Annotated in this window: 32 protein-coding genes and 1 pseudogene; 11 read left to right on the forward strand and 22 right to left on the reverse strand. The window is 64.1% G+C overall.

The features are described 5' to 3' along the window. Positions 1-213, reverse strand: a pseudogene (locus ACK8OU_RS15965) (hypothetical protein); the annotation flags it as partial. 113 nt (positions 214-326) lie between these two features. On the opposite strand from ACK8OU_RS15965, the gene ACK8OU_RS15970 reads away from it, so the two are divergent. The 3 genes from ACK8OU_RS15970 to ACK8OU_RS15980 all read left to right on the forward strand — a co-directional run bounded on the left by ACK8OU_RS15970 (position 327) and on the right by ACK8OU_RS15980 (position 1,529). Further along, entirely contained in the window at positions 327-551 is a 225-nt protein-coding gene (locus ACK8OU_RS15970) for a hypothetical protein (protein WP_410304411.1), read from the forward strand. A 93-nt stretch (positions 552-644) separates the two neighbouring features. Then, positions 645-938, forward strand: a complete 294-nt coding sequence (locus tag ACK8OU_RS15975) for a DUF3489 domain-containing protein (RefSeq protein ID WP_410304412.1) — start codon at positions 645-647, stop codon at positions 936-938. A 159-nt stretch (positions 939-1,097) separates the two neighbouring features. Next, positions 1,098-1,529: a nuclear transport factor 2 family protein gene (locus ACK8OU_RS15980; RefSeq protein ID WP_410304413.1), complete on the forward strand. Its 432-nt coding sequence runs from the start codon at positions 1,098-1,100 to the stop codon at positions 1,527-1,529. Positions 1,530-1,560: 31 nt separating this feature from the next. Here ACK8OU_RS15980 and ACK8OU_RS15985 read toward each other — a convergent pair whose 3' ends face one another. The 3 genes from ACK8OU_RS15985 to ACK8OU_RS15995 are packed head-to-tail and all read right to left on the reverse strand — an operon-like array spanning position 1,561 to position 4,084. Continuing rightward, complete coding sequence (locus tag ACK8OU_RS15985; RefSeq protein ID WP_410304414.1) at positions 1,561-1,776, reverse strand: DUF7220 family protein; 216 nt, start codon at positions 1,774-1,776, stop codon at positions 1,561-1,563. After that, the gene (locus ACK8OU_RS15990) at positions 1,773-2,750 is read right to left on the reverse strand and encodes a DNA cytosine methyltransferase (RefSeq protein WP_410304415.1); all 978 of its coding nucleotides are present in this window, start codon (positions 2,748-2,750) and stop codon (positions 1,773-1,775) included. Before ACK8OU_RS15990 ends, ACK8OU_RS15985 begins: the two co-directional genes overlap by 4 nt. After that, positions 2,750-4,084: a site-specific DNA-methyltransferase gene (locus ACK8OU_RS15995; protein WP_410304458.1), complete on the reverse strand. Its 1,335-nt coding sequence runs from the start codon at positions 4,082-4,084 to the stop codon at positions 2,750-2,752. Before ACK8OU_RS15995 ends, ACK8OU_RS15990 begins: the two co-directional genes overlap by 1 nt. Before the next feature lie 178 nt (positions 4,085-4,262). Here ACK8OU_RS15995 and ACK8OU_RS16000 point away from each other — a divergent pair, with 178 nt between their 5' ends. Beyond that, a complete protein-coding gene (locus ACK8OU_RS16000; protein ID WP_410304459.1) occupies positions 4,263-4,796 on the forward strand; it encodes a class I SAM-dependent methyltransferase in 534 nt (177 codons plus the stop codon). Between the two features lie 576 nt (positions 4,797-5,372). Here ACK8OU_RS16000 and ACK8OU_RS16005 read toward each other — a convergent pair. From ACK8OU_RS16005 to ACK8OU_RS16090, 18 genes are all read right to left on the reverse strand, one after another. Beyond that, entirely contained in the window at positions 5,373-5,654 is a 282-nt protein-coding gene (locus ACK8OU_RS16005; RefSeq protein WP_410304416.1) for an HU family DNA-binding protein, read from the reverse strand. A gap of 90 nt (positions 5,655-5,744) precedes the next feature. After that, a complete protein-coding gene (locus ACK8OU_RS16010; RefSeq protein ID WP_410304417.1) occupies positions 5,745-6,125 on the reverse strand; it encodes a DUF6362 family protein in 381 nt (126 codons plus the stop codon). Then, positions 6,118-6,324 carry a hypothetical protein gene (locus ACK8OU_RS16015; RefSeq protein WP_410304418.1) on the reverse strand — a complete coding sequence of 69 codons (207 nt, stop codon included), beginning with the start codon at positions 6,322-6,324 and terminating at the stop codon, positions 6,118-6,120. Before ACK8OU_RS16015 ends, ACK8OU_RS16010 begins: the two co-directional genes overlap by 8 nt. Next, positions 6,324-6,812 (reverse strand): hypothetical protein, encoded by a 489-nt coding sequence (locus tag ACK8OU_RS16020; RefSeq protein ID WP_410304419.1) that lies wholly within the window; start codon positions 6,810-6,812, stop codon positions 6,324-6,326. Before ACK8OU_RS16020 ends, ACK8OU_RS16015 begins: the two co-directional genes overlap by 1 nt. Before the next feature lie 393 nt (positions 6,813-7,205). After that, complete coding sequence (locus ACK8OU_RS16025; RefSeq protein WP_410304420.1) at positions 7,206-9,476, reverse strand: PriCT-2 domain-containing protein; 2,271 nt, start codon at positions 9,474-9,476, stop codon at positions 7,206-7,208. Continuing rightward, positions 9,476-9,700: a DUF6511 domain-containing protein gene (locus ACK8OU_RS16030; RefSeq protein WP_410304421.1), complete on the reverse strand. Its 225-nt coding sequence runs from the start codon at positions 9,698-9,700 to the stop codon at positions 9,476-9,478. The genes ACK8OU_RS16025 and ACK8OU_RS16030 overlap by 1 nt, the downstream gene beginning before the upstream one ends. Next, a complete protein-coding gene (locus ACK8OU_RS16035) occupies positions 9,697-11,433 on the reverse strand; it encodes a DEAD/DEAH box helicase (RefSeq protein ID WP_410304422.1) in 1,737 nt (578 codons plus the stop codon). Before ACK8OU_RS16035 ends, ACK8OU_RS16030 begins: the two co-directional genes overlap by 4 nt. Beyond that, on the reverse strand, positions 11,427-12,371 hold the full coding sequence (locus ACK8OU_RS16040) for a PDDEXK family nuclease (RefSeq protein ID WP_410304423.1): 945 nt from the start codon (positions 12,369-12,371) through the stop codon (positions 11,427-11,429). The genes ACK8OU_RS16035 and ACK8OU_RS16040 overlap by 7 nt, the downstream gene beginning before the upstream one ends. Further along, on the reverse strand, positions 12,371-12,733 hold the full coding sequence (locus ACK8OU_RS16045; RefSeq protein WP_410304424.1) for a hypothetical protein: 363 nt from the start codon (positions 12,731-12,733) through the stop codon (positions 12,371-12,373). The genes ACK8OU_RS16040 and ACK8OU_RS16045 overlap by 1 nt, the downstream gene beginning before the upstream one ends. Positions 12,734-12,798: 65 nt before the next feature. After that, entirely contained in the window at positions 12,799-13,296 is a 498-nt protein-coding gene (locus tag ACK8OU_RS16050) for a DUF669 domain-containing protein (RefSeq protein WP_410304425.1), read from the reverse strand. Positions 13,297-13,317: 21 nt separating this feature from the next. After that, positions 13,318-14,064 carry an ATP-binding protein gene (locus tag ACK8OU_RS16055; RefSeq protein WP_410304426.1) on the reverse strand — a complete coding sequence of 249 codons (747 nt, stop codon included), beginning with the start codon at positions 14,062-14,064 and terminating at the stop codon, positions 13,318-13,320. Beyond that, positions 14,064-14,267, reverse strand: a complete 204-nt coding sequence (locus ACK8OU_RS16060; protein WP_410304427.1) for a hypothetical protein — start codon at positions 14,265-14,267, stop codon at positions 14,064-14,066. The genes ACK8OU_RS16055 and ACK8OU_RS16060 overlap by 1 nt, the downstream gene beginning before the upstream one ends. Then, positions 14,264-14,758 carry a hypothetical protein gene (locus ACK8OU_RS16065; RefSeq protein WP_410304428.1) on the reverse strand — a complete coding sequence of 165 codons (495 nt, stop codon included), beginning with the start codon at positions 14,756-14,758 and terminating at the stop codon, positions 14,264-14,266. The genes ACK8OU_RS16060 and ACK8OU_RS16065 overlap by 4 nt, the downstream gene beginning before the upstream one ends. Continuing rightward, complete coding sequence (locus tag ACK8OU_RS16070) at positions 14,736-15,578, reverse strand: hypothetical protein (RefSeq protein ID WP_410304429.1); 843 nt, start codon at positions 15,576-15,578, stop codon at positions 14,736-14,738. The genes ACK8OU_RS16065 and ACK8OU_RS16070 overlap by 23 nt, the downstream gene beginning before the upstream one ends. Further along, positions 15,578-16,063: a hypothetical protein gene (locus ACK8OU_RS16075; RefSeq protein WP_410304430.1), complete on the reverse strand. Its 486-nt coding sequence runs from the start codon at positions 16,061-16,063 to the stop codon at positions 15,578-15,580. Before ACK8OU_RS16075 ends, ACK8OU_RS16070 begins: the two co-directional genes overlap by 1 nt. A gap of 26 nt (positions 16,064-16,089) precedes the next feature. Then, on the reverse strand, positions 16,090-16,398 hold the full coding sequence (locus tag ACK8OU_RS16080; RefSeq protein WP_410304431.1) for a hypothetical protein: 309 nt from the start codon (positions 16,396-16,398) through the stop codon (positions 16,090-16,092). Next, entirely contained in the window at positions 16,398-16,607 is a 210-nt protein-coding gene (locus tag ACK8OU_RS16085) for a helix-turn-helix transcriptional regulator (protein WP_410304432.1), read from the reverse strand. Before ACK8OU_RS16085 ends, ACK8OU_RS16080 begins: the two co-directional genes overlap by 1 nt. Before the next feature lie 197 nt (positions 16,608-16,804). Then, positions 16,805-17,485 (reverse strand): hypothetical protein, encoded by a 681-nt coding sequence (locus tag ACK8OU_RS16090; protein ID WP_410304433.1) that lies wholly within the window; start codon positions 17,483-17,485, stop codon positions 16,805-16,807. A 108-nt stretch (positions 17,486-17,593) separates the two neighbouring features. Between ACK8OU_RS16090 and ACK8OU_RS16095 the strand changes: the two genes are divergently transcribed. The 7 genes from ACK8OU_RS16095 to ACK8OU_RS16125 all read left to right on the forward strand — a co-directional run bounded on the left by ACK8OU_RS16095 (position 17,594) and on the right by ACK8OU_RS16125 (position 23,267). Next, positions 17,594-18,271: an XRE family transcriptional regulator gene (locus ACK8OU_RS16095; protein ID WP_410304434.1), complete on the forward strand. Its 678-nt coding sequence runs from the start codon at positions 17,594-17,596 to the stop codon at positions 18,269-18,271. A 3-nt stretch (positions 18,272-18,274) separates the two neighbouring features. Next, the gene (locus tag ACK8OU_RS16100) at positions 18,275-18,520 is read left to right on the forward strand and encodes a hypothetical protein (RefSeq protein ID WP_410304435.1); all 246 of its coding nucleotides are present in this window, start codon (positions 18,275-18,277) and stop codon (positions 18,518-18,520) included. Continuing rightward, the gene (recD2, locus tag ACK8OU_RS16105) at positions 18,517-20,685 is read left to right on the forward strand and encodes an SF1B family DNA helicase RecD2 (protein ID WP_410304436.1); all 2,169 of its coding nucleotides are present in this window, start codon (positions 18,517-18,519) and stop codon (positions 20,683-20,685) included. The genes ACK8OU_RS16100 and recD2 overlap by 4 nt, the downstream gene beginning before the upstream one ends. Before the next feature lie 141 nt (positions 20,686-20,826). Continuing rightward, on the forward strand, positions 20,827-21,075 hold the full coding sequence (locus ACK8OU_RS16110; RefSeq protein WP_410304437.1) for a hypothetical protein: 249 nt from the start codon (positions 20,827-20,829) through the stop codon (positions 21,073-21,075). Beyond that, a complete protein-coding gene (locus ACK8OU_RS16115; RefSeq protein WP_410304438.1) occupies positions 21,059-21,559 on the forward strand; it encodes a DUF2924 domain-containing protein in 501 nt (166 codons plus the stop codon). Before ACK8OU_RS16110 ends, ACK8OU_RS16115 begins: the two co-directional genes overlap by 17 nt. After that, the gene (locus ACK8OU_RS16120) at positions 21,556-22,884 is read left to right on the forward strand and encodes a recombinase family protein (protein WP_410304439.1); all 1,329 of its coding nucleotides are present in this window, start codon (positions 21,556-21,558) and stop codon (positions 22,882-22,884) included. Before ACK8OU_RS16115 ends, ACK8OU_RS16120 begins: the two co-directional genes overlap by 4 nt. Further along, positions 22,881-23,267, forward strand: coding sequence for a hypothetical protein (locus tag ACK8OU_RS16125; protein WP_410304440.1), 387 nt, complete (start codon positions 22,881-22,883; stop codon positions 23,265-23,267). Before ACK8OU_RS16120 ends, ACK8OU_RS16125 begins: the two co-directional genes overlap by 4 nt. Positions 23,268-23,311 lie beyond the last annotated feature (44 nt).

A 23,311-nucleotide genomic window follows, 5' to 3' on the forward strand; every position in this document is an offset into this window, starting at 1 on the left:
GGGTTTCAGCGTCGGCGCGGCCGGGGCAGCCGGTTTTGCCGCCGCACGGGATTTGGCGGGGTCTGTCATCTCGGCGCGGCGCTGGTCGGAGGCGGCGGCATCGATGCTGCCATCGGCGAAGAGCACAAGCCGCCCCGCCTCCTTCGCCTTCTGGATCGCGCCGCGCGACAGGCCCACCCGGGCGGCATACTGGCGCTCGCTCAGGCCTTGCATGGCGTACTCCGATTATCGTTCCAGATCATGTACTTATTGCGTTGATAAGCTCCCGCCACAGAGCGAAGCTTTCTGTCACAAGGACCACGCAACTCAGCCCCGGAGCCCGCCCGATGACCCGCCGTGCCACCCGATCCGCAGACGCCCTCGATGCCTTCATCGCCGCAAAGCGCGACATCGACACGATGCTGGCACGACTCGCCGCGCTCAGCGCCGAGCATTTCAACGCCCAGCCCGAGGAAATCACCTGGGGCCATGTCGGCTCGCTGGAGCAGTACCGCACCAGGCTGCGCGAAATCACCGACGCCGCGTTCGGGGAAGGCGAGCACACCGGTTGACCCAGCGCGATCGCCAAGATCAGCCCGCCGAATGGCGGGCTCAGGGCCGTAGGAGGCTGCGATGGGCGCGGCCCCATCACAGGAGACGACCCGATGAGCAAGCGCACCGAACCCAAGGACGTGACCCCGGCCGCAGACGCGACGAACGACGCCAGCAAAGCGGCGACGGCACGCAAGCCGCGCGAGGGCACCAAGCAAGCCACCCTGATCACCATGCTGCGCCGGCCCGAGGGCGCGACCATCGAGGAACTCAGCGCGGCTACGGAATGGAACACGAACACCGTACGTGGAGCCATGGCCGGCGTCCTGAAAAAACGCCTCGGGCTCGCGGTGACGTCCGTGAAGGACGAGGCCAGAGGGCGGGTGTACAAACTCCCTGCCGCCTAACGCAAGCGACCCCGACAAGGTGATGGCCGCCGTTTCCCCGGGCGGCGGTCTCTCGCGCGGGTCCATCGTGCACATCACGCAAACAACCTGTGGCAACATTGTTTGACAGTGCGATGAGTGCGATGCTCCCTGCAATCTTTTGCCTTGTGGAGGGAGCCGATGGACGAAGAAGTGCAGAAGCTGTTCGAGCGATACGAGGCCTTGTTCCAGCGTTCTCTCACTGGTGACTTCAACGAGCACGAAGTTGCGGACCTGTATGCATCCGAATTTATCGCGGCTACCCCTGCCGGTGTCATGGCGGGAAAGAATGACCAAACGCTCGTGCGGTCAATGGTCCAAGGCTATGATCATTATAAGGAAATCGGCACTCAACGAATGCGGATTCGTGGCATCCGACTGTCTCGAATAGATGAACTTCATTGCGTTGCCCACGTTTCCTGGACAGCGACATATGCCAGGGACGATCTCCCCGAAACGGCGATTGATTTCGATGTCCACTATCTCGTTCAGGTTCTGGATGGTCACGCGAAGGTATTTGGTTGGGTGTCCGGCGATGAGCAGGCGCTTCTGAAGCAACACGGCATCATCTGACATCCACCTTGACCCGCATATCGGACGACGACTACCGCATCCGGATCGCCTCAAACACTCGCCGCAAAGCAAACGAACGTGCGAGGCTCACGACCGTGAAGGCGAGGCCGATAGTCAGATGCTCGGCGAGCCCGGTCTCGATCCCGAACCACGGGAACACGACGATCTGCGTGGCGATGGCCAAAAGGTAGCCGACGGCAACATTTGCCGCGGCCTCGACCATCGACATGATCCGGCTCTGCTTCATTGCAGGCTCTCCATAAACGCCGTCACGAATTCCGCCGCGAGCGGCGGCACGATTGCATTGCCGTAGCCCCGCAGGAGCCCCATGCGGCCGGGTACCCCATCAGCCAGCGGGAATGTTCCGGGCTCAATGGGCCGCCAGCGGCCATCGCGGCAGAGGAGCCAGTCCGGGTCTCGCCAGACGCCGTGCGTCGCGCTGGTCCAGGCGGGGGCGTCGACCAGTCCACCAGAGCCACCGTCCTGCGGCTCGCATCCGTGTTGCCTGCCGCGTTGTATCGCGCCGTTGCCGGCGAGCCCGCCATCGCCGTCGGCCAACCCGCCAGCCAGACCTGCCGACCGAGCAGCGCGTTGATCGGCACCGCAAGGCATTCCGATCCGTCCTTGTGATCCCGCGCCGAGGCAGTGGCCCAACCCACCAGTGTCCAGTGCGACGGCGCCGAAGAACAACCGCTGGCGGATGTGCGGGGCGCCGATGCCCGCAGCCGGCAGATCGGCCGCTGCGACGGCGTAAGATGCCGCCTCCAGCGCATCCGCCAGAGCGTCGAACCAAGCCCAGCCAGTCGCGTCCCGAGTTGCCGTTCGAGCAGCACCGCCAACCGGTCCGAGCACTGCCGCGCTGGCGACCTGCTCGCCGAAGACGAACTCCGGGCGGCAGGCTGCGACGAGCCGCAGGAGGGCGGGCGCGAGATGGCGGTCATCGTCCTGTCCCTTGCGCTGTCCGGCCTGGCTGAAGGGCTGGCAGGGCGGTGAGCCGGTCCAGACGGACAGATCCTCCGCCACGCCGGCAAGGCGCAGCGCGTAGGGCCAGCCGCCGATCCCGGCGAAGAAATGACATTGCGCGAAGCCGCGCAGGTCGGCGGGCTCCACATCCAGGATGGACCGCCCGTCGACATCGCCATCCGGCAGCAGCCCGGCCGCGATCAGTTCCCGCAGCCATGCGCAGGCCGCGGGGTCGGCATCGTTGTAATAGGCCGTCATCAGGCGGCAGCGTCATCGGACGTGGCAGTGGGTTCGCCCAGCCGCTCGGCCATCACCTGCGCAAACGTCCGACCGTCACCGTCGAGGATCGCCTCCTTGCCGGTCTCCGCCTGCCAGCGTTCCACCGCGACATCGACGTAAGCCGGACTGATTTCCATCGCGAAGACGCGACGGCCGTTGGCCTCGCCCGCCATGATCTGCGACCCGGAACCCGAGAAAGGTTCATAGCAGAGGCCGCCACGGGCGACGTGCTGGCGCATCGGGATCCCGAAGGCGTCGAGCGGTTTCGGAGTCGGATGGTCGGGACGCTCGTCCTTCGCAAAGCTGGGCATCTCCCAGGTCGAGGGCAGCGTCTGCTCGGCGACCTTCGGCGGGCGGTTCGGGCGGCGCCAGCCCATGAAACAGGGCTCGTGCTTCCAGAGATAATGCGACCGGGTCAGAACCCCTCGGTCCTTCACCCAGATGATCTGCTGATGGACGAAGGCGCCCGCCTTTTCCCAGCAGGCTTCCAGCATCGCCTGACGGCGCGAGGCGTGCCAGCAGTACCAAGCGGCATCTTCGGTGATGGCTTCCGCCACGGCGGCGGCGATGAAGCCGTCGTAGAGTTCGGCCCCCTGGCTGCTGTCGTCCCAGGTCACGCCATAGGACTGGCTCCAATCCTTGTTGCGCGTCGGGTGGTTCGAGCCGTCGTAATCCACCAGATAAGGCGGGTCGGTCGCGAACAGGATCGCCCGCTCGCCATTCATCAGCCGGCGCACGTCGGCGTGGTTCGTGCTGTCCCCGCAGAGCAAGCGGTGATCCCCGAGGATCCAGAGATCGCCCGTGCGCGACGCCGGGTTGCGCGGCGGTTCCGGGATCACCACCGGTGGCACGGAGCCACCGGCGCCACCTTCTTCTTCCCCGCTCCCCTCCGGCACGAAGGCCAGCAGCTTGTCCAACTCGCCGTCAGAGAAGCCGACCAGAGACAGGTCGAAATCCTCGGCTAGGAGGTCATTCAATTCCGCCGACAGCAGCGCCTCATTCCAGGTCCCAAGTTCTGTCAGCCGGTTATCCGCGATGCGATAGGCCCGGCGCTGCGCCTCGGTCAGGTGCCCCAGCACGATCACCGGTGCCTCGGTCAGCCCCAGCTGCGTGGCGGCCAGCACCCGGCCGTGGCCGGCGATTAGCTCGCCGTCCTCGCCAACGAGGCAGGGCACGGTCCAGCCAAACTCGGCCATGCTGGCGGCGATCTTCGCCACCTGATCCGCGCCGTGCAGTTTCGCGTTCTTCGCATAGGGCTGCAGCCGCGCAAGCGGCCAGGACTCGATCCGCTCGGGGGCGAAGGCGAGGGTCATGTGATTGATCCTGTTGGAGATGTTGGGCGCAGCGGGGTGGACCCACATCGCGCCGGTGCTGTAGAAAACCGGCATGGAGGAGATCAGACACTCGCACCGGGCCGTTTATGAGGCCAATGCAGGGCACTGGGACACAACGCGGTCCCGCGTCCTGTTCGAAAAATACTGGCTTGATCGGCTGCTTGCCCATGTCCCGAAGGGCAGCGGCGTTCTAGACCTCGGTTGCGGCGCCGGAGAGCCTATCGCGCGCTACCTGATCGAACAGGGTCGTATCGTGACCGGCGTCGATTTCTCGCGCAACATGTTGGCGATTGCACGACGTCGCTTTCCGGACAAGCGTTGGATCGACGCCGACATGCGCGAGATCGAACTCCCCACGAAGTTCGCAGGCATCGTCGCCTGGGACAGTTTCTTCCACCTGACCAAAGACGAGCAGCGCGCCGTGATCCCGCGCCTCGCCCACCACATTGCACCGGGTGGCGCCCTCCTCGTGACTGTGGGGCCTGATGAAGCGGAAGTTGTCGGACGGGTCGGCAGTGGAGCCGTCTTTCATGCATCCCTGTCACCGGCGGAATACGCTGCGCGCCTCGATGCTGTCGGAATGGACGTCGAAAGCTTCGTTCCCAATGACGTGGGCTGTGGAGGCCATTCGGTGCTCCTGGCGATCAGACGAGACGAAAGGCACACACCAAAAGACCCGCTTCCGGGTTGATACACCTTCGCCAGAGGCAAGGTGCCCTCCCCGTGGATTCCCTTGGCTTTCAACTGGATTCCGGGGGCCAGAAAATCCACTTTGAAATCCACCCCCAGAGGACTCGCATCTGTTTGATTTTACGTCTCTTTCAGGCGCTACGAGGTCGACTCTGGATTCCGCTGGACTCCCAAAAAATCGAGCCTGACGCTAGCGAAGTTGCGCGCTGCGCCCCCCAGCATAGGAAGTGAACAGAAAGGAACCGTAAAATCAATGCCTTAGCGGAAGGCGGAGAGCGTTTTTCCGGCCATCCGGTCACCATTTGCACCCGAAAAACCGTCCTCTTTCACCCTTCGGAGAGCGTTTTCAGCAGGGCAAGCGGCGGGCATTTGACCCCCGCAAAACCACCCGTTCGAACCTCTCCCCACCACCGCTGGACCCCAACTGGATTCCCGACTGGACCCTGGGGTCCAGTGGGGCATCCACCCCAATGAGAACGGGGAGAGGCGTCTTCCGACGCACTCTCCCCATCATGCCTTCTGCATAGCACGGATATGTTGCACGTGTCGAAAAGAAAAGTGTTGCAATACTTTGGACTCACTTGGAGTTCAGGCGATCCCGCAACGCTTTTCCGGCCCTGAAGGCAGCCACGCACTTCTCGTCAACCTGGACGCTTTCCTGCGTGCGTGGGTTGCGCCCCAGGCGCGCTTTACGTCTGCGCACCGAGAAGGCGCCAAACCCACGAAGCTCCACCCGACCGCCACTCGAAAGAGCTTCCGTGATCGCATCGAACACGCTGTCGATAACCTTTTCCGCATCAGCGCGTGACAACCCCGGCGCTTCGGCTGCGACCTTGGCGGCCAATTCGCGTTTGAGCATTCGATCCCCTCCCGATTTCCAGAAGTCTCTGACACTTTTTTACGGCCTACAACGGCTTGGCGGCCATCAAGACCGCCAAGCCCGTTTGTGTCAACCAGCGTTCAGTCTTGCCGCGATCTTGGTCAGCGCCAGCTGCCAGCGCCGCCACGCCGTCGTGCGATCGCAGGCATGCTCGACGCAGATCTGCTTCCACGGCACGCGGGCCGCGCGGGCCCAGACCAGCTTGCGTTCAGCCTCCCCGATCCAGAGCACCCAGTCGAAGGTCTGCTCAAGCCTGGTGATTGCGGCGGCCGAGGGCCAGACCCGCATCGGCTCGGGCTCCATCGCAGCGATTTCGCGGGGCGTGCGCATGACCGCCGGCCAGGCGCTGAAATACCCGCGTGCCTTCACCGGCGGCAGCTTGCGCAGCGTGCGGAACGCTTCCTCGAAATGATCCGCCACGTCATCGGCGGTCCAGATGCGGTCAGCCATGGCGCACCTCCCTGCCCTTTTCCCGCGGCCCGTAAAGCTTGGCGCCCAACTGCTCGACCAATTCCCGCTCAGGCCAAGTCAGCCGCTGGTCCTCCACGTTGACTGCCAGAACGCCCTGCTCGTGCCAGCCGTCCCGCTTGACCTGCTCGGGGTCGCGGCGCTTGCCGCCATAGCCCCTGGGGGTGAAGCGCATGCCCATCACGCCAGCCCTCCTTTCGTCTCGATCGCCCAGAGCAGGAGCGCGATGGCGTCGGCCTCGTTGTCATCTGCGGGGCTGAAGCCGCGTGCCCGGGCGGCCGCCATCATGGCGTCCTTGTTCGCGTTGCCCTTGCCGGTGGCGTGGCGTTTGATGGTGCCGACGGGAACACCCTGATAGGGCACGCCACGCAACTCCGCCCAAGCTGTCAGCGTGGCCAACAGCCCCCCATAAACGTGCGCCGCGTCCGTGCCTGCGTGGCGGCGGACTTCCTCGAACCAGATCGCCCCGATCGGGCCGGACAGCCGGTCGATCTCGGTCAGCCAGTTGGTGAAGCGCAGGTAGCGCATGCCGCCGCCGTCATAGCGTCCGGGCTTGAAGCTGACCGTGCCGCTGGTAATCAGCCCGTCATGGCAGCGCAGCGCCCAGCCTGTGGTCGTGCCGAGATCGAGCGCCAGCACACAGCGCGGGGTGTTTTCGGGTTGGGTCATGCCGACCTCCTCTTCGCTTGGACGAGCGTGGCGGGAGGGCTGGCCGGTGAAGGCTGCGGTCTCGCCAGGCCCCGAAGGGTGGTCTGGTCATGTCAGGCGCGGGGCGAGCGGGCCGCCCGGGACTTCTTTCAATTCCTTCAACGGGGTCTCTTGAAAGAAGTTGGCCCCTAAGGTGTTGATCCCTATATATAATATAACTTCTTTCAATATTTCAATTATTTCATGAGGTACCTCATCCTTAATTTTAACCGCGCGCGCGAGGATACACACATACAGGGATCCTCTTGAAAGATTGAAAGAAGTGAAGGAAGTCAAAATGCCGTTTCTTTACAGTTACTTGACCCCAGACTTCTTTCAATTGAAGAAACCCCGTTTTTGAAGGAAGCCCCTGGATCACGTCAGCAACCGGTAGACCATGGCCCTGCGACCGCCGGTATCCAGCATGCCGGTGGTGATATCCCCACTCTCGATCAGGGTGAGCAGGATTTCATCCCGATCGCGAGATTTCAGCCACTGCGAGGCCCGGGTGATCTCGGATTTGGTGATGCCCTTGGCCCCTGACGCCCGGATGATCTCCTTCAGACGCTTCAGGTGCGCCTCGGTCTCGGTGTCCGCGACATGCCGCTCGACCGCTTCCATGGTGCGCTGTGCATAGTGCCGCACGAAGGTGATGGCCCATTCCGCCGCCGTAATCTCGATCTCGGGCCGGGTCGGATCACGCCCCACCGCCACGATCAGCGCAAGCTTCAGGGCATTTTCTCCGATACGGGCGAGGATCGCCGTGAAAGCCGTGCCCGCCGCCGCGCGCAATTCCTCCGTCAGCTCGATGCTGAGTTGGCGAAACCGGGCCCGGGCTTCCTCGGTCATGGGCACGATCATTGGGTTTACGGCGGTGTTCTGATCGGCGGTCTTGCCGGTCAGGTTACCCTTAGCGCCGCCCCCACCCGCCGCGATCAACTGCAGCCCATGGATGAGCGCTGGGGGTGCCTGCCGGATGCCTACGGCGATGTTCTCGTCGGGATAGTCCTCGTCGCTGGGCAGGATCAGGAAACGGGCCAGCGAGCCGTCCACCACGTTCGCCCCCTGCAGCGCGCCCCAGAAGTGCAAGGGCGTCGTGGTGCCATAGACGCAAAGGCAGGGCTGGTTGATATCGCGCCGCTCGTTGGTGCCGTCCCGGTTTGCGTATTCCGCGCCAAGGAAGATCCCGCCGGCCGAGGTGTAAAGCTCGGTCATGTTGTCGAGGATCTCGGTGATGTGGCGCGGGCTGCGCTTGCGATCTGCCGCTGCCGACAGGAACATGCCGAATTCGTCGATCTGGAACAGAATCGCGGGCTGGCGGTGCAGCGCGGTCAGCAGCCCCGCGCCGGATGCGATCTTGTTGCCGCCGAGATGATGGGCGAGCCCCGCCTCGAAGAAGGTCTCGTTGATGATCTCGCGCGCGTGGTTCTTGCCCGATCCGCTGTCCGCGATGCCCACGACATACAGGTTCGAGCGCAGATTGCCCTCCGTCCGGTAATTCCGCCCCATAAGCGCACCGATGGCACAGAGGCTGGCCCCCAGCGACAAGAGCGGCTGTGGGCGCCGGGCTGTGGTCAGCATGTAATCCGTCAGATCGCCCACCAACCCGTCAGGGATGGCCAGCGAGAACGGCGGTGCGGCTGGGGCCGGAGACGCCGCAGATGTTGTCACATCCAACCGTGCAAGCAGACCCGCCGCAGGATGATCCCCATTCTCCGGCAGGCTGCCATCCAGGCGGAGCTCGGGTTCAGGCTGCCAGCCGCGTTCCATTGCGAGATGGTAGATCGTGCCAGCCCCAATCCGGTCAGGCTTGAAGCTGGCCCAGGCCTTCATCGTGGTCGCGGGCACATCCTTGGTCGCCTGCGCTGACCAGTCAGCAAAGAGATCGGCCCCGGCCTCGCCGAGCGCCCCTTTCAGGGCCATGCCGACGCGCATCCAGCTATCGTAGTCGAGTTCTGCATTGGGCAGCCAGGCAAGCGCCGCCTCGATTGCCGGGAGAGTGCCAATCTGGCCGTGGCTGCGTGGAGCCTCCGCCGCTGGCGAAATAGCGGCTAGCCCGCGCTGACGCAGGTTTTCTGGCAGCAATGCATAGGCCTCGTCGAGAAACGCCACCGCTGCTTCGGCCGAGATTTCCGGCAGGTCTGTGATGTCGATATCCGCCAACCCCTCCTCGGGCCAAGTGTAGGGCGCGCCGGTGTCGGGGTGGATGGCATAGGCCAGGAACTGCTGCCCGAGGCAGAGCACCTCCAGCGGATGGCGCTTGATGCCACGGAAGGGCTCGGCAGTGCGATAGACCAGCATGCGCTTAGGTGCCCGGCCAATGCGCAAGGCGGGCGTATCGCCGAGACGTTCCCGGGCGAGCCGCTCGATCCGCAGAGCCAGTTCCGCGTCCTCGGTAATGTCGATATCCACCGCCGCCACGGCGCCACCGACAATCCCGATGCCGCAATCCGGCCAGCTTGCCCATGTGGCCACCTCGACCTCGGTGGTGCCGCGTTCCGCATGGCGGTTCCATTCCGGATAGTCCGCCCATGCCCCCCGCTGAAAGCGGCCGGGCTTTTTCGTGCCCGGGCCGATGGGCAGGATGGCATAACCATTGGTGACGAGCCGCGCGCCAAAGCGCGCCATGAAGGATGTGTCAGCCATTAGAAGGGCACCTCGGGGGTCATGGCGTCGAGGCGTTTGCGGTCCTTGGCCGCAAGCTCGCGCAGGTGGTCGCAATATCCGGTGACGACCGCATCGATGAAGCGGTCCCATTCGGTCCCGGTCAGGGTGGCGAGATCGGACTTGCCGATACTCTCGAGATACTCGCCGCCCATCTGACCGCCGACGGTCATCGCCTCGGCTTCGTTTGGGGTGGGATCGATCATGCCGTTCCTCCCATGGCAGATGTCCTGGCAGCTCCGGCTACAGAGGTGCTTGCGGCTGGCATCGCGCCGCGGGTCGGAGACGTGGAAATCCCGGTCGAACCAGCCAAACCCACGAGGTTGCCGGTGGCAGACGGCGCAGAGGCCGGGCTGGAGTGCGCGCATGGGTCAAACCTGTGGCCGGAGATTTCGACATAGCGGCCCGAGGGACGCACCGAGATTGCACTGGGACGTGCAAGACGCGTGGCCTGAGCGATCGCCTCATCGACGTTGAGCGGCACCGAGCAGCCCGGGGCGCGCTTGCGCCACCATTCAGCCGCCTTCTGGCGAGCATAGCCCTGATGCTCGACGCAGACCCATTCGCTGTAGGACTTGAGCCCGCAGTTGTAGGTCACCTTGAGCGAGGGGAGCCCGCCCAGCTTGTCGTGACGGCTGTAGGACACGCCATGAACCGGCAGCCATTGCGCCTTCGGCGACAGGACCGGCAGCGTGGCCGCCGTGGGGGCGATTTTCACCTCGCGGGCCGGGAACACATGGCCGCAATCCGGGCATTCCGTCGCTGAGAGCGCGATGATGCTCTCGCACATCGGGCAGACCTTGGTCGGGGCTTCACCACCGCCGCCGTCACCCGGCCGTTTGGGCCGCACCAGATCGATCGGCCCGTGGCGGCGGACATTGCCAGCGAAGTCGAGGACCAGGCAGTTCTCCTTTCCCGGCGCGAGGCGGGTGCCGCGGCCCACCATCTGCACATAGAGCCCTGCCGACTTGGTGGGGCGCAGGAGCGCGATCAGATCGACGGCGGGGGCGTTGAAGCCGGTTGTCAGCACGCCCATCGAAGCCAGCGCACGGATTTCGCCGCGCTTGAATGCGGCGATGATGGCATCGCGCTCCTCCTTCGGCGTGTCGCCAAAGATGGTGCGGCAGTTGATCCCCTGTCGACCAAATTCCTCGGCGACATGGCGGGCGTGCTCGACGCCGGAGCAGAAGGCCAGCCAGGAATTGCGCTCCCGCCCATGTTCGATGATCTCGGTGACCGCCGCGCGCGTGATGGCCTCCTTGTCGACCGCTGCCGCCAGATCGCGCTGGATGAAATCGCCCGCACGGGTGCCGACCTTCGAAACATCGAGGCGCGTGGCGGGCTGCTTCGACACGAGCGGGCTCAGATAGCCCGCGTCGATCAGATCGCGCACCGGGGCCTCGTAGGCGATGTCGGTGAAGAGCGCGTTCTTGCCCTCATGCAGCATGCCGCTGTCGAGACGGAAGGGCGTGGCGGTCAGCCCGATCACCTTGAGAGCGGGGTTGATCCGGGCCAGCCCGTCCAGAAACCGACGATACATGGTGCTGGAATTGCCGGGGATGAGATGGGCCTCATCGATCAGGACCAGATCGGTGTGGCCGACCTCCTGCGCGCGGCGGTGGATCGACTGGATGCCCGCAAAGAGGATGCGGGCCTGTGCCTCGCGCTTGCCCAATCCCGTCGAATAGATGCCTGCCGGGGCCTCGGGCCAGAGGCCGATCATCTCGGCATGGTTCTGGGCGATCAATTCGCGCACATGGGTCACGATCAGGATGCGCTGGTCGGGCCAGGCTTTCAGCACGCCCTCAATGAATGCGGCCATGACGAGGCTCTTGCCCCCGGCGGTCGGGATCACCACCAGCGGATTGCCTTTGTTGTTGTGGAAATAGCCGTAGATCGAGGTGATCGCGGCCTGTTGATAGGGGCGCAGGGTCAGCATGGCGCGGCCTCCGTCGTGCGGGCGTCGTTTGCCCAGGTGGAGCCATCGGCCATGCGGTAGGTGACGATATCGTCGCCCGCATCGATGACCGCGCCCGGGACGAGATCGGGGATGAAGAGATGGCGGGTGCAGGCCGCACGCTGCTCCGCAGGGGCCAGCATCCGGTCGTGGCGGGCGCAGTGCCAACCACCATCCACCGGCGTCGCATGCAGGCAGGACCGGCAGGTCACGGCCGCCCCACCGCCCTCATGACAGGCGGCATGGTGATCGCAGAACCGGCATTCGAACCAGGCCGGGTCCTCGCTGATCCGTGCGGGCGGATGCTGGGCGAAGATGACGCGCCCGGCCTTGTCCAGCAGGCGTTCTGCCATGGCGCTATCAGCCTCGATGCGCTCGATATGCAGCGCGTCGGTGTCCTTGCAGACCGCCACATAAAGCGCGCGGGTGATCCCCGTCAGATGCATGTAGATCTGCATCTGCGCGGCGTGCTGGGGCTTGGCCAGCACCACGCCCTTGGCGGTCAGCTCGCTGAAGCTCTTGACGCCATGGGTCTTGAACTCGAGCACATGCCAGGTTTTCGGCGCCTCGAGGAGGCCGAGGGCAACACCATCGAGCGACCCGCCGAAATGCCCGCCATGCGCTTCGACGCGGAACTGGCGGCCGGTTTCGGGATCCACCTCGAGCACCGTCGCGCCAGTCGCGCGCAGATTACGCACGAGACGGTCCTCTTCCAGCTGGCCGGTTTCAAAGAGGCGCAACAAGCGGCCAGAATGGCGCGCAGGTGTGACCCAGCGGAAATCATACCAGAGCGCGCGGGCGCAGGACTTGCCGATGATCGAGGCGCCGAGATGGTCGCGGAAACCATCGGCCTGGCGGGCCTCGTAATCGGCATAGATCGCCGTCAGCGTCGGCGTGGGGGCATCGGGAAGCTCGGCCATCACAGGCCCTCCCGTTCGCTGCGGGCCTGCGCTTCGGCCAGGATGCCATCCCAGGTTTCCGGATCATGGCGCTCGCGCAGGACGCCGATCAGCGCGTCCTTCAGCTTCTCGCGGCGGCGGCGGCCGGTGCTTTTGGCCAGCAGTTCCGCGCGTTCGCGGCTCAGATGCCGCAGCGCCGTGCGTGCCCGGTGAAACCAGTCCGGATCGATGGGTTTATGGCCCCGCTGCCGGGCCAGATCGGCCGTCGCGATCTGGGTGCGGATCTTGGCAATGGCGTCGTCGAGTTCGATCAACCGGCGCTGATCATCAGGCAAGCCGGGACTGATCACGGCCACAGGGGCCGCGTTGGTCATGTCGGTCATGGAATTATCCTCAGATTGCGGGAGGCACCGCCCCAGCCGTCACCAGCTCAGGGCGGCGCGGGATCTCAGCCCTTCTTGTTCCAGGGAGCAGACGCCATCTTGGGCGGGGCCGCGGATGTGGCGGGCGCAGCGGGGGCCGGCGTGGCAGCGCGGGCCACCGCGCCGCGTTCGGGCGGCAGGTAGGCGATGGCATTGCTCTCGCCGTAGCCATTCTTCGGCGGCTTGATCTTCACCTGGATCGTCATCGGGATCAGGTGCAGCTCCTCGCTGTCGCTGACATGCATCTTGCCGGTCGCGTGGCAGATGGCCGACAGCGTGCGCTGCGCGATCTCCACGGTGGTCGGGTTCGGGTTCACGAGGTTCAGCTGATCGAAGATCTTGCGACCCTTGTGCTCGCCCTCGAGGATGTCGAGCATCATCCAGAGGAACTGGCCCATGCCGTTGCGGGTGACGCGCATCTCGCTTTCGACGATCTGGGCGCGATATTTGCCGGCGGGCAGCAGCTCGTAGGCGGTGGTGGGCTCGACGCTGGTTGCGTCAAAGGACGTGTCGAAACGTGCCATGGTCTTGTCCTTTCAGGCGGATCATTCGGATTGGGGCATGGCCGCCATGAACTCGGCCCAGCTGAGGGGCAGCGTGTCCGGCAAGCCGTAACGGTTCTTGGCGAGGAAGGCGGGGCGCTCCTCGGTGTGCATGACGCGCGCACCGGACCCGAGCGCCCGGGTCACCTTCTTGTTGAAGCCGACATCGGATTTCGCGACGGAAATCTGATAGTTGGCGAAGAGCACGACGTCCGAATGCTCCTGCAGCAGCGCCGAGGCGCGGGTCTGCAGCTTGATCACATAGCGGTCGTAGGGCTCGTGCTCGGGGCTGTCGAAGCGCTTGATGTCGGTATGGGCAATCTGGATGACCGCCATACCCTTCTGGTCCCGGAGCGCATTCAGCTTGTCGAGATATTCGCGCCAGATATTCAGCGCTTCGCCATAGCCCTTGCCGAAGCCCGGCGTCTCGATGGAGGCCCAGCCGTTGCGGTTGCAGGCCTCGGCCCAGATCAGCGGCTCCAGCCAGTCGATGCTGTCGATGACCACCGTGCCGAAGTCGTGGTCCTCGGTCAGGAGCGCATCCAGGGCCCCGGCCACTTCTGCGTAACTCGTCGCCAGCGGAAAATGCGGCACCTGGAGTTTGCCGAGCCCGTCCTCGGTCATGATGAACACCGGCCGGTCGGCATCGGCCGCGAAGGTGGATTTGCCGACCCCGGCCACACCATGGATCAGGATGCGCGGCGGCGTCAGCGCAGAGGTCGTGCGCAGGGATGCGAGGGAAATCGCCATCAGAACTCTCCCGTGTCAGGTTTGTCGTTGGAAATTGCCGCAAGGACGGTCGTCCTTTCGCCGGTGACAGCCGCGTAGAGCGCATCCAGACGGTCGGCTTCATCGAGATACGCGAGGGCCTGAAGCCGCAGCGCGCGGCGCTTTTCATCGATCCGAGTGAGATCGGCCGCCGGATTGCCAGGGTTCTGAGAAAGCGTGGTCATTGCACAGCCTCCCCACCGGGCGCGGTGCCGCCCTTTGCTAGGATCGCATCCAGACACTCGCCGAAGCTCCAGTCCGGGTTTCCCTCCCAGAACTGACTGGCTTGCCGCAGAGCCTCGCGCCATTCGCGCAAAGCCGCACTATCATGGGCAATTTGCAGGTGGCGGATCTCGATGGCTCGCACGAATTCGGCGCGCGTCAGCTGGCGTGTGGACACCAGCGTCGTGCCTTCGAGATCCATGGCAACAGCCACCGGCAGTGAAAACGGCAGCTCGGCCTGCACGGGTGTGGCTGCCTGTTCTGCCCTGAGCTTCAGGCGGCGGGCACGGGTGTCGATGCGAGCGACAACGCCGTCAATACCGGCCAGATATTGGCCGTCCGCGTCGATATCGTCCCAGCGATTGACCGCCGCTTGCCGTTTGTTGATCGCGCGCCCCGCGATCACCTCGCCGACGATCTCGGCGACGACATCATTCAGTCGCATATGTCCCATTTTGGACCTCCTGTTCGTAAAGGGTGCTGAAGTCTGTGAGCCAGGCCGCCGCGCGCCGGATCGGCGCGGTATCGACGGCATGGCGAGACGCGGGTGGAACGCGGCGCACCGCCTCTGCGGGGCTTGGCTGTTCGTCGATGCGCTCGATGATCTCTTCGATCCGGCCGCAGATCGCGCGATCCTCTTGGGTCCCGAACACCGCGATCTGGCGGGCCCGCATTTCCGGCGTCAGCGGCGGCGGGCGGTTGCCCTCGAGACGGCGGATGCTTTCCTGAATGCGCTGCAGCCGGTCGAGCGAGCGTTGGAGCCGATCCTCTGCCGCACGGCGGACCGCGGAGCGCGTGGGTTCTTCACCGCGCTCGAGTTTCTCATCGAGGGTGCGGCGCACGATGCCGGGGTCAGCGGCTTCCGCGTCGCGCAGCAGGCGCGCGTCGTGGATCTGATCCCGGCGCAGGCCAAGGTCAGCGGCCGTCGCGGGAATACCGTTGCCGTCCACAACGGTTTTGGGACGCCCATCAGATGCCACCTCGCCACGCGCCTGTGCCGCATCATATTCATCAGCAAGGCGGCGCTTGGCAGCGGCCTCGATTTCCAGCGCATCGGCCTGGGCGCGATGGGCCGCCGCGATCAGATCATCATGCGCGGCTTTGGCCCGGCTCAGGCGAGCGGCGCGTTTGGCCGTGTCGTAGGCGAGCCCAGCGTATTCGCGCGCCTCGAGCACCTCGGCCGCCGTCTTGGCCCCGGCCAGCATGCTGGCCGCACGGTCGATCAGGCTTGGCAGATCGGAGGCGGTGGGTGAAATGGGAACAAGCTCGGTCATCACGTGGCCTCATTCGGCTCGAGCGTGATCTTCAGCATGCCCGTCTTGACCGTGCGTGCGGGCTCGAAGCCCTTGCGCCAGGCCTCGGGCAGCGCGCCATATTTGCGCTCGGAGACCGACAGCTTGGTGTCGATGAACTCCGCCGGGTCCTCGCCGCTGTTGGCGATGTTGGCGGCAATCTGTGCGAGCTTTTCCTGATCCCAATCGACGCGCTTGGGCAGATCGGCGACCACGGTGAAATCGCCATCTATAAGGCGGACCGTGCCGGTGTCCTTGCCACAGGCTTTTCGGGCCTCGGCTGCGCGCGTGGCGTAGCGCACCTCGAGCGCGGCGCTGAAGCGGGCGGTCGCGGCCTTCAGCTGCTTGGCCGCATGATCCAGTTCAGCCTGCAGGCAGGCCAGCAGCTCCACGGGCAACTGCGCCAGATCGCCTGTGGGCATGTTGAGCATGTCCTCAACGCGCGGGGCATTGTCGGGGTAAGTCATGGGATTTCCCTTTTTCGACGAATGGATCAGGCAGCCGCAGCGAGTTGCTTCACTGCGGCGCATCGGGCAGCGCCCTCTTGCGGGCGGGCGATGGCGAGATAGGCGAACCGATCAGGACCGAGGCGTTCCTGGACAAGATGGACGCGGCCCAGTTCGAAAAGCCGGTAGGCCGCATCAGCGGTGGCCCGCAGCCCCTCGAGTTCGGATCGGGCGAGTTTCGAGACATTGGCCGTCGTGTCGACCACCAGACATCCCGTGTGATAGGCAAGCCGCGCGCCGGGCTCGGCGACATCGACCCACGCTATCAGCGTGATTTCGGATACGGGGACGGCCATCACGCGACCCTCGCATGGCCGTGGCCTCCAGCCCGATGCAGCCGCTCTTTCTCGAAGGCCAGGATGTCATCGAGCCGGTAGACGATCCGGCCGCCGATTTTCATGTAGGCCGGCCCCTGGCCTGACCACCGCCAGCGCTCCAACGTGCGATGGGACAAGGTCCAGCGCCGCGCCAGCTCTTTTTGGGTGAAGCAGATCTTCTCTTGCATCGTCGTCTCCAGGTCTGTGCCTGAAGCCAGAATGCGAAACTCGGCTCTGGGATGTCGTCAGGACCGTCGGGGGATGCGGAGGGGGATCACCATTGCGCGGGAAACATGGCCGAAAATGCAGAGAGGGGGATCACCATCCCCCTCCATCCCCCAGCCGATCCCCTTTCCGTCCCCCTTTTGCAGGGGGCGCCGCGCGGTCAGTCGATGTTGAGCCGATAGTTCCCGCGCCGATCGGACCGGATCAGATCGCGCCAGTTGTCCTTGGACTTGAACACATCCGACATCCGCAGGCTTTTCGAGCGCGCCTCCGACAGGATGGATTTCCCGTTCTGCCAGGGCTGGCCCGCCTGCGCACCACGATGCAGAGCCTGCACGACCGCGGCCTGAATCGGGCCCAGTTGAAACCGATGGCCGTTGCAACGCACTTCCGAATAGTCACGCGAAGCGATGAAGGTCCGGTCTTCGATCTGTCTGCCCGCAGAGAACCCTGACTTGATTTCATAACGGTCGCGCTCGGCACGCCGCATCAGAAGATCCCCGATCACCACATAGTGCGGCTCCACCTCGCCCCAGAGCGTCACATATCCCGCATCGGGCGCGCGGAAGTCGCTCAGACGAGCCTCGCCGGACCGAAACAGATGAAAGACATCACAGGCATGCAGATCGACCACCCCGCTGAAATACTGCCGATCGAACGGGATCCGGAACGGCCGCCCCTGCCCGTCCTCTTCGTAATCGCCGAACTCCAGAGGAAGGCCGAACACGCGAATCGAAAGCCGCAGCTCATCATTCTCCGCAAGGTAAACCAGATCGTCCTCGGTAATGTGCCACCGGCTGAGGATCTCCGGGATCGTGAAATACGCCTTCTCGATCTGCATTTTCGTCCGATTCCCCCCGCGAAAATGTTCTGACTTCGTTCTAGCCTCTTGACGTTCCCGGATCAATCCAATCTTATCCAATCATATCCACATCCATCTGGGGATAAGATGACCGATCACCACACGCTTGCAGACCGCCTGCAGGCCCGCGCCAACCAGCTCGGGCTCAACCCCGCGCATGTCGCCGAAATGGCCGGTGTGAACCGGTCCTTCGTCTATGACATCCTGCGCGGTCGCTCGACGCGGCCGGGGCTCGACCGCCTGGCCGAGGTCGCACGCGTCCTGAAGGTCGATCTGGATTGGCTGATCCACGGAATTGGCGGGGTCGAAGGGGACTCGCCCTTCATCGAAAACCCTGACGACAGCTTCGTCGCGATCACCCATGCGGGCGTGCGCCCTTCGATGGGCGGTGGCGCCGTCGTCCTGGACGAGCAGGAAGCCTCCGGTCGCGCCTATCACTTCCGGCGATCCTGGATCAAACACCGCCTCCAGGCGTCGCCGTCACAATTGCGGATCATGACCGTCGAAGGCGACAGCATGGAACCGACCCTGCTCAATGGCGATACGGTCCTCGTCGACATGACGAAGCGCGCGCCCAATCCGCCGGGCATCTTCGTACTCGACGACGGCATGGGGCTGGTCGCCAAACGCCTGCAGCATGTGCCGAACAGCGACCCGCCCGCCGTGCGGGTCATATCCGACAACAAGCACTACCCCGCGTATGAACGGACCGCCGAAGAGATTAATATCATCGGGCGGATTCGCTGGTTTGCACGGGAGGTTTGAACAGTGACCCACGTCATCATTCGCGGCAGCAATGGCCGTCGCCACGAGGTGGACTTTGAGGATGCTGAAATCACCGTCGAGGTGCATGCCAACGACACAGCCGTAGAGCTGATGATCGAGGCAGTGGACGAAGATCAACCGTGGCAGAAGAAGCGGTTCGCGTTGCTCAATCTGCCCAGATCTGCCTTTGACAAGGCCATGGCGGAGCAGGCGCGCTCGCGCAGCGCGTCGCTCAAAGCGGTCGAGTGACCCAGCCCGCTCCGGTGACCGAGGTTCTCGCGGGCCTTGTGGAGCGCGTGACGTTTCACAACCCCGAGAATGGCTTTTGCGTGCTCCGCGTGAAAGCGCGCGGTCACCGAGATCTGGTGACCACCGTCGGGCATGCGGCGATAATTTCTGCCGGAGAATGGATCACCGCCTCGGGTCTGTGGATCAATGATCGCAACCACGGCCTGCAGTTCAAGGCGCATTTCCTGAGAACATCTGCGCCCTCCACGGTTGACGGCATCGAGAAATATCTCGGATCCGGCATGATCCGCGGAATTGGCCCGGTCTACGCGAAGCGGCTGGTGAAGATGTTTGGCAAGGACGTCTTCGACATCATCGAGGCGGCACCCGAGCGGCTGCGCGAGGTCGCCGGCATCGGACCGATGCGCGCCGCGAAGATTACCGCAGGATGGGCCGATCAAAAGGTGATCCGCGAAATCATGGTGTTCCTGCATCAGAATGGCGTGGGAACCGCCCGGGCCGTTCGGATCTTCAAGACCTATGGCACCGATGCCGTGCAGGTCATGAGCGAAAACCCCTACCGGCTGGCCAAGGACATCCGCGGCATCGGCTTCCGCACAGCGGATACGATCGCGGAAAAGGTCGGCATCGAGAAAACCGCCATGATCCGCGTGCGTGCGGGGATTTCCTTCGCGCTGACCGAGGCCATGGGGAACGGGCAATGCGGCCTGCCCCGGGCGGAACTGATCGGCCTGGCGGGAAAGCTTCTCGAGGTCGCGCCTCCGCTGATCGAGAGCGCCCTCATCGAGGAACTCGCTGATGAAACCGTCACGGCGGATCGCGTGGGGGATGCGGACTGCATCTTCCTGACCGGACTGTACGTCGCCGAACGCGGAATCGCCGAGCAACTGAAACGCATCCGCGCTGGTCGCTTGCCATGGCAAGAGATCGACGCCGACAAGGCCCTTCCCTGGATCGAGCAGAAGACCGGCATGACGCTCGCTGCCAGCCAGGCCGAGGCAATCCGCCTGGCACTTCGATCCAAGACCATGGTGATCACCGGCGGTCCGGGCGTCGGCAAGACAACCATCGTGAATTCGATCCTTCGCATTCTGGCCGCGAAAGGCGTCAGGCTCCTGCTCTGTGCGCCTACCGGGCGGGCATCCAAGCGGATGACCGAAGCCACCGGCATGGAGGCCAAGACCATCCATCGGCTGCTGGAATTCGACCCGAAGGCCTTCGGCTTCAAGCGCAATGAGGAAAACCCACTCGACTGCGATCTGCTGGTGATCGACGAAAGCTCGATGGTCGATGTATTGCTGATGCAGTCGCTGCTGAAGGCTGTCCCCAACAATGCCGCCCTTCTGATCGTCGGCGACATCGACCAGCTGCCATCGGTCGGCCCCGGGCAGGTCCTCGCGGACATCATCAGCTCTGACGCTTTGCCGGTGGTACGGCTCACCGAGGTCTTCCGGCAGGCAGCACAGAGCAAGATCATCACGACGGCGCATGCGATCAACGCAGGGCGCATGCCGGATCTGGCGCCACCGGATGCCGAGGCGGATTTCTACTTCGTGCCAGCAGCCGACCCGGAACAGGCGGTGCCACGGATTGTCGAATTGGTTGCCAGGCGCATCCCGCGCCGCTTCGGCCTTGATCCGATCAAGGACATCCAGGTGCTTTGCCCGATGAACCGGGGCGGAGTTGGCGCCCGCTCCCTCAACATCGAGTTGCAGGCGGCATTGAACCCCGCCGGGGGGAAAAAGGTGGAGCGCTTCGGCTGGACCTTTGCCCCCGGCGACAAGGTCATGCAGATCGAGAATGACTACGACAAGGACGTCTACAACGGCGACATCGGCATGATCGAGGATGTCGATCTCGACGAGGGCGAAGTTGCCGTGGATTTTGACGGCCGGACGGTGACCTTCCTCTTTGGCGAACTCGACACGCTGGTCCCCGCCTATGCGGCCACCATCCACAAGAGCCAAGGCTCCGAATACCCCGCCGTGGTAATCCCCGTAATGACGCAGCATTACGCCATGCTGCAGCGAAACCTGATCTACACAGGGGTCACGCGGGGCAAGAAGCTCGTCGTGCTTGTCGGGCAAAAGAAAGCCGTGGCAATCGCGGTCAGGAATGTATCGGGACGACGGCGTTGGTCGAAGCTCAATGAATGGTTGGCCTGAGGGGCCACCTATCACTGAGCGTAAGCCGGCAAACACGCCCATCTACGCTGCGCCCCGCAGACACCCATCAAGCCTCTGTTTTAACTTGAATATCAGCGCCGCTTGGAGCCCAGATGGGCCACCAACTCGAAAGGCGCTCCCATGCTCGACATGCTGTCCACCCCGGTTTCGGGGCCCAATCCTTTATGCCCTGACAAGATGTCTGCCCGCGCAAGGTTGGAGGAACTTGGTCGCATTCTCGCCGCTGGCGTCGTTCGCCTGAACGCGGCGAAGTCCAGTTCTTTATCTGCCGCCGACGGAGACAGTTTCGTGGACTTCCCGCCCCGCAAGAGCGGTGGTCATCGTGTGAAACGTATCCGCATCGGAGGAATTCATGCGCAAAACCAATAAGCTACCCGATGGTCGCAAGGCCCCGGATCAGGCACGAGACCAGACCGTCCTCTCTAGCCTTGCCGCCCTGAAGGTCATGTCAGTCAAAGAGCTGAAAGCCGAATGGGAAAAACTTATCGGGACATCCGCTCCGAACAACAGCCGAGCCTTCCTCGAATTCCGCATTGCCTACCGGATCCAGGAATTGGCATATGGCGGGCCCGATCGTGACACGCGGCGGATGCTGGACCTTCTGGCCGACGAGGTGGAGGGGCACAGCAAGCGCAAGCACCAGATCATCGACCCTCGCAATCCGGTCATCGGCACTCGGCTCATTCGCGAGTGGGACGGCAAGGAGCACACCGTCACCGTGCTGAAAGACGGGTTCGACTGGCAGGGGCGCAAGTTCAAGTCGCTCTCCGCCGTCGCCCGCGAAATCACCGGCACCCGCTGGAACGGGTACCGCTTTTTTGGCCTGCGCGAGCGCAAGCGGGAGGAAGCATGATGCAAATGGACGCACGCCCGAACCGCCGCCTGCGCTGCGCCATCTACACCCGCAAGTCGAGCGAGGAAGGGCTCGACATGGAATTCAACAGCCTCGACGCGCAGCGGGAGGCCTGCGAGGCCTATATCGCCAGCCAGAAGTCTGAGGGCTGGGCACTGGTTCGCGATCAATATGACGATGGCGGCATCTCAGGTGGCACGTTGGAGCGCCCAGGGCTGAAGCAGTTGCTGGCCGACATTGAAGACGGGCTGGTGGATGTGGTCGTCGTCTACAAGATAGACCGTCTCTCGCGCGCTCTGATGGACTTTTCCAAGCTGGTCGAGGTGTTCGACCGCAACGGCGTGACCTTCGTCTCGGTTACGCAATCCTTCAACACCACCACCTCGATGGGGCGGCTGACACTGAACATCCTGCTGTCCTTCGCTCAGTTCGAGCGCGAGGTCATCGGGGAACGCATCCGCGACAAGGTGGCAGCCTCGCGCAAGCGCGGCATCTGGATGGGCGGCTACGTGCCCCTCGGCTACGATGTCCAAGATCGCAAGCTGGTGGTGAACGAGGCCGAGGCAGCTTCCGTGCGGCGGATTTTCCAGCGGTTCATCGATCTGGGCTCCGCCACCGTGCTGGCGCGCGAACTGCGCGGCGAAGGCTTCCGCAACAAGCAGGGCACGCTGATCGACAAGGGCTACCTGTACCGGCTGCTGAACAACCGCGTGTATCGGGGCGAGGCCTTGCACAAGGGCAAAGCTTACCCCGGCGAGCATGATGCCATCGTCGATGAGGACCTTTGGGACCGTGTGCACGCCATCCTTCAGGAAAGCCCCCGCAAGCGGGCCAACAACAGCCGCGCACAAACGCCAGCGCTGCTGAAGGGGCTGATCTTCGGCGAAAATGGCGCGGCCATGACGCCGACCAGTACGAAGAAAGGGGCCAAGCTCTACCGCTACTATGTGTCCATGGACGTGATCCGGAACCGCGAGACCGGCGAGGAGACCGCGCCGATGCGCCTCGCCGCCGGAATGGTCGAGGACGCGGTCGTGACCGAAGTTCGGCGCATCCTGCAAACGCCGGAGGTCGTCACGCAGGTCTTGGCCGCACTGAAACGCGATGGAGGCGGAGCATCTGTGGCGGATGCCATCGCTGCCCTGCACGAGTTCAACGCCCTATGGTCGCAACTCTTCCCGGCTGAACAGGCGCGGATCATCCAGTTGCTGGTGCGCCGCATCATGGTCACGACCGCCGGGCTGGAGGTCGACATTCGCCGCGAAGGCATCGCGGGCGTCATCCGCGAGATGGTCGCGCCGCGCAGAATGGAGGCTGCGGAATGATCAAGCCAGACGATACGATCCGCGTGCTGATTCCCCTGACGATGCGCAAGAAGAACGGGCGGCCGAAGATCCTGCCGCCCGCCGACTACCGCCCCAGCGAGGATCAGACCCAAGATCCGCACATCCTGCGCGCAATCGGCCGGGCATGGAGCTGGCGGCGGCGCATTGAGGCCGGTGAGTTCGCCACCATTCAGGAACTGGCCGAGGCTGTTGGGCTTGCGGAACGCCATGTCAGCCGCCAACTGCGGTTGGCCTATCTCGCGCCGGAGGTGCTCAAGCGGCTGACCTGCGGCCGCGAGGGCTCAGCGGTCAGCCTGTACGATCTGTGTTTTCTGGCAGGGCAGGCTTGGGAGGAGCAGAAAACGACAATCAGCCAGGCATAGAAGCCATCAAGTTAGCTCACCTTTCGAGAGAACCGGAGATTTGC

Source organism: Pontitalea aquivivens (assembly GCF_046507575.1).
In the GTDB taxonomy this organism is placed as follows: Bacteria; Pseudomonadota; Alphaproteobacteria; order Rhodobacterales; family Rhodobacteraceae; genus Pontitalea; species Pontitalea aquivivens.

Coding starts and splice junctions, on each gene's coding strand:
- ACK8OU_RS15970 (WP_410304411.1), top strand. CDS start 327: ATGACCCGCCGTGCCACCCGATCCGCAGACGCCCTCGATGCCTTCATC.
- ACK8OU_RS15975 (WP_410304412.1), top strand. CDS start 645: ATGAGCAAGCGCACCGAACCCAAGGACGTGACCCCGGCCGCAGACGCG.
- ACK8OU_RS15980 (WP_410304413.1), top strand. CDS start 1,098: ATGGACGAAGAAGTGCAGAAGCTGTTCGAGCGATACGAGGCCTTGTTC.
- ACK8OU_RS15985 (WP_410304414.1), bottom strand. CDS start 1,776: ATGAAGCAGAGCCGGATCATGTCGATGGTCGAGGCCGCGGCAAATGTT.
- ACK8OU_RS15990 (WP_410304415.1), bottom strand. CDS start 2,750: ATGACGGCCTATTACAACGATGCCGACCCCGCGGCCTGCGCATGGCTG.
- ACK8OU_RS15995 (WP_410304458.1), bottom strand. CDS start 4,084: ATGACCCTCGCCTTCGCCCCCGAGCGGATCGAGTCCTGGCCGCTTGCG.
- ACK8OU_RS16005 (WP_410304416.1), bottom strand. CDS start 5,654: ATGCTCAAACGCGAATTGGCCGCCAAGGTCGCAGCCGAAGCGCCGGGG.
- ACK8OU_RS16010 (WP_410304417.1), bottom strand. CDS start 6,125: ATGGCTGACCGCATCTGGACCGCCGATGACGTGGCGGATCATTTCGAG.
- ACK8OU_RS16015 (WP_410304418.1), bottom strand. CDS start 6,324: ATGGGCATGCGCTTCACCCCCAGGGGCTATGGCGGCAAGCGCCGCGAC.
- ACK8OU_RS16020 (WP_410304419.1), bottom strand. CDS start 6,812: ATGACCCAACCCGAAAACACCCCGCGCTGTGTGCTGGCGCTCGATCTC.
- ACK8OU_RS16025 (WP_410304420.1), bottom strand. CDS start 9,476: ATGGCTGACACATCCTTCATGGCGCGCTTTGGCGCGCGGCTCGTCACC.
- ACK8OU_RS16030 (WP_410304421.1), bottom strand. CDS start 9,700: ATGATCGATCCCACCCCAAACGAAGCCGAGGCGATGACCGTCGGCGGT.
- ACK8OU_RS16035 (WP_410304422.1), bottom strand. CDS start 11,433: ATGCTGACCCTGCGCCCCTATCAACAGGCCGCGATCACCTCGATCTAC.
- ACK8OU_RS16040 (WP_410304423.1), bottom strand. CDS start 12,371: ATGGCCGAGCTTCCCGATGCCCCCACGCCGACGCTGACGGCGATCTAT.
- ACK8OU_RS16045 (WP_410304424.1), bottom strand. CDS start 12,733: ATGACCGACATGACCAACGCGGCCCCTGTGGCCGTGATCAGTCCCGGC.
- ACK8OU_RS16050 (WP_410304425.1), bottom strand. CDS start 13,296: ATGGCACGTTTCGACACGTCCTTTGACGCAACCAGCGTCGAGCCCACC.
- ACK8OU_RS16055 (WP_410304426.1), bottom strand. CDS start 14,064: ATGGCGATTTCCCTCGCATCCCTGCGCACGACCTCTGCGCTGACGCCG.
- ACK8OU_RS16060 (WP_410304427.1), bottom strand. CDS start 14,267: ATGACCACGCTTTCTCAGAACCCTGGCAATCCGGCGGCCGATCTCACT.
- ACK8OU_RS16065 (WP_410304428.1), bottom strand. CDS start 14,758: ATGGGACATATGCGACTGAATGATGTCGTCGCCGAGATCGTCGGCGAG.
- ACK8OU_RS16070 (WP_410304429.1), bottom strand. CDS start 15,578: ATGACCGAGCTTGTTCCCATTTCACCCACCGCCTCCGATCTGCCAAGC.
- ACK8OU_RS16075 (WP_410304430.1), bottom strand. CDS start 16,063: ATGACTTACCCCGACAATGCCCCGCGCGTTGAGGACATGCTCAACATG.
- ACK8OU_RS16080 (WP_410304431.1), bottom strand. CDS start 16,398: ATGGCCGTCCCCGTATCCGAAATCACGCTGATAGCGTGGGTCGATGTC.
- ACK8OU_RS16085 (WP_410304432.1), bottom strand. CDS start 16,607: ATGCAAGAGAAGATCTGCTTCACCCAAAAAGAGCTGGCGCGGCGCTGG.
- ACK8OU_RS16090 (WP_410304433.1), bottom strand. CDS start 17,485: ATGCAGATCGAGAAGGCGTATTTCACGATCCCGGAGATCCTCAGCCGG.
- ACK8OU_RS16095 (WP_410304434.1), top strand. CDS start 17,594: ATGACCGATCACCACACGCTTGCAGACCGCCTGCAGGCCCGCGCCAAC.
- ACK8OU_RS16110 (WP_410304437.1), top strand. CDS start 20,827: ATGCTCGACATGCTGTCCACCCCGGTTTCGGGGCCCAATCCTTTATGC.
- ACK8OU_RS16115 (WP_410304438.1), top strand. CDS start 21,059: ATGCGCAAAACCAATAAGCTACCCGATGGTCGCAAGGCCCCGGATCAG.
- ACK8OU_RS16120 (WP_410304439.1), top strand. CDS start 21,556: ATGATGCAAATGGACGCACGCCCGAACCGCCGCCTGCGCTGCGCCATC.
- ACK8OU_RS16125 (WP_410304440.1), top strand. CDS start 22,881: ATGATCAAGCCAGACGATACGATCCGCGTGCTGATTCCCCTGACGATG.